This window comes from Arthrobacter sp. AQ5-05 (assembly GCF_003287975.1).
Lineage (GTDB): Bacteria > Actinomycetota > Actinomycetes > Actinomycetales > Micrococcaceae > Paeniglutamicibacter.
In genome coordinates this window covers 1-1,931 of the sequence record NZ_QMKQ01000067.1, presented here as the reverse complement: position 1 = coordinate 1,931, position 1,931 = coordinate 1, and the positions used below count along the sequence as shown (strand labels likewise).

The 1,931-nt window shown below is 65.1% G+C and carries 2 protein-coding genes; one reads left to right on the top strand and one right to left on the bottom strand.

Annotation, left to right across the window (positions count from 1 at the left end):
• Positions 1-117: 117 nt before the first annotated feature.
• Positions 118-1,668: an IS21 family transposase gene (gene istA / locus DQ353_RS20990; RefSeq protein WP_286166955.1), complete on the bottom strand. Its 1,551-nt coding sequence runs from the start codon at positions 1,666-1,668 to the stop codon at positions 118-120.
• Between the two features lie 38 nt (positions 1,669-1,706).
• On the opposite strand from istA, the gene DQ353_RS22075 reads away from it, so the two are divergent.
• Positions 1,707-1,931, top strand: a 225-nt coding sequence (locus DQ353_RS22075; protein WP_220094087.1) for a hypothetical protein, incomplete at its 3' end; no start/stop codon positions are given.

Sequence of the window (1,931 nt, the reverse complement as noted above, 5' to 3'; positions counted from 1 at the left end):
GTGAGCAGCTCTTCGGCCATGGCCCGGGCATGGGGCATCCGGTTGGTGCGCATCAACTCGATGACCTCCGAGATGGTGCGGTCCCGCATGGTGCCCGGTGCCGGGGTGCCGGTGGTGTTAGTTTGCATCGCTTTGCTCCTGGATGGTGTCGGTTTCGTCGTCGTCGGTGGTGCCGAATCCGGCCCATGCCCCGGTTCCCTGGGCCAGGATCTGGTTCGGGTCGGTGACCATGCGCGTCTCGGCGAGGTAGCCCGGGATCCGGTTGGTCTCGATGATGGAGAGCAGGTCTTCGTGCTTGAACCGGTGGTGCACCGCGGCTGCGCCCAGCCCGTGATCGACGCTCGTGGCGCCCAGCAGCTTGGCGATTTCCACGGCCGCGGCCATCTTCTCCCGGATCTTTCCGACCCCGGCAGCCGTGGCTTCCTTGAGCCAGAGCTTCGCGCCTTCGCCGATGTCCAGGAACGCCATGTCGGCATTGTTCTTGGCCTTTGGTTCCCGCTCCAGGGAGCCTGCCGGACGCGGAGGAAAGTGCTCGTCGTGCACCGAGGGAACCCCGGGACGGGTCACCTGGTGCCGGGCCACCTCCTTGGGTCCCTCGGTGCCGACGTGCACGATGACGATCTCGTCGCTTCCGGTGTGCCGAACCCAGACGCTTTGGCCCATCAACCGGTAGGGAACCGAGTAGCGCGCCTTTTCGAAGTCCACCATCGGGGTGTTCGCCGGAACGACCCGGCCATGACCCAGCGCCAGGGCAAAGGGCTCGTCGGGCACCCGGTGCAGCGTGGCCCGTTCACTGTTCTCCAGCATCTGCGTCGGGATCTCCAGGGTCACCGAGTGGACCCGGTTGTTGACCTTCTCCATGAACGCCTCGCAGGCGGCCTCGACCTGGGCGAAGTTCTCATAGGCCGGGAGCAGGTTCGCGTCGGTGGGGACCATGTCGGCCTTGGCCAGGTGCACCGTTTTCTCCACCCCGCCCTTGGTGGCCGGGTCCGCCGGCTGGCAGGTGTGGATCACCGTGGAATAGTGCTTGGAAAACGCCACCGCCTGCGGATTGCGCACCGGCAACCCGGCCACGTGCTCGATGGTCACCAACTTCTCATTGTCGGTGAGCACATACGTCGGGACCCCGCCGATCAGGCGGAAAGCACGGTCCAGGGCCGAGAACACGTTCGGTCCCTTCCGATCCCGCATGACGAACACGATCCGGAAGCGGCTGAAGGCCAGCCACGCGCAGAACAGCACCGTCTTGGCGCCGTCAATGACCGGGCCGTCCCCGAAATCGTACTGAAGCCAGAGCCCGGGCTCCGGGGTCCAGGGACGGTGGGGCCTGGTCCCCTCGGCCTCCTGGTAGGCGGCCTTGGCCTTGGCCACGGCGGTGCGGGTGGTGCGGACCGAGCCGGTGTATCCCAGCGGGACCAAACGCTCGTGGACGATGTCCCCGCGGATCTTGCCCTGGGAGGTTTTCACCCACGCTTCGATCTGTTCGATGAACGGTTCGGCCTTGGTGGAGGTGCGCCTGGTCTGGCCGGGTTCCCGGCCCTCGTCGCGGTCCTTGATGAACGCGCGCACGGTGTTGTGTGAGACGCCGCAGATTTCCGCGGTGGCCCGGTAGGACTTGGTGAGGTCGTAAGTAGCTAGAATTTCCATGAACTCCCCTGGAGACTTCATATGAGCCCCTTCCCTTCAAAGCGGGTCGAAATAACTGATTGGCATCGTTATTTCACCGCATTGGGGAGGGGCTCGCCTCGTTTCGACACGAGGCGCGGGCAAAGAACATCACCAGCGTGCTGCGCGGGGCTCCGGCGCCCGGAAATGGGGTGGGAAAGCCTGCCGCCAGTGGTCAAAACCGGTTGCCGCCGGTGGTCAGTTCAATTGCCGCTGGTGGTCAGCGGGGATTGCCGCCTACGGTCACTTTAGAACTTCCGCTGACA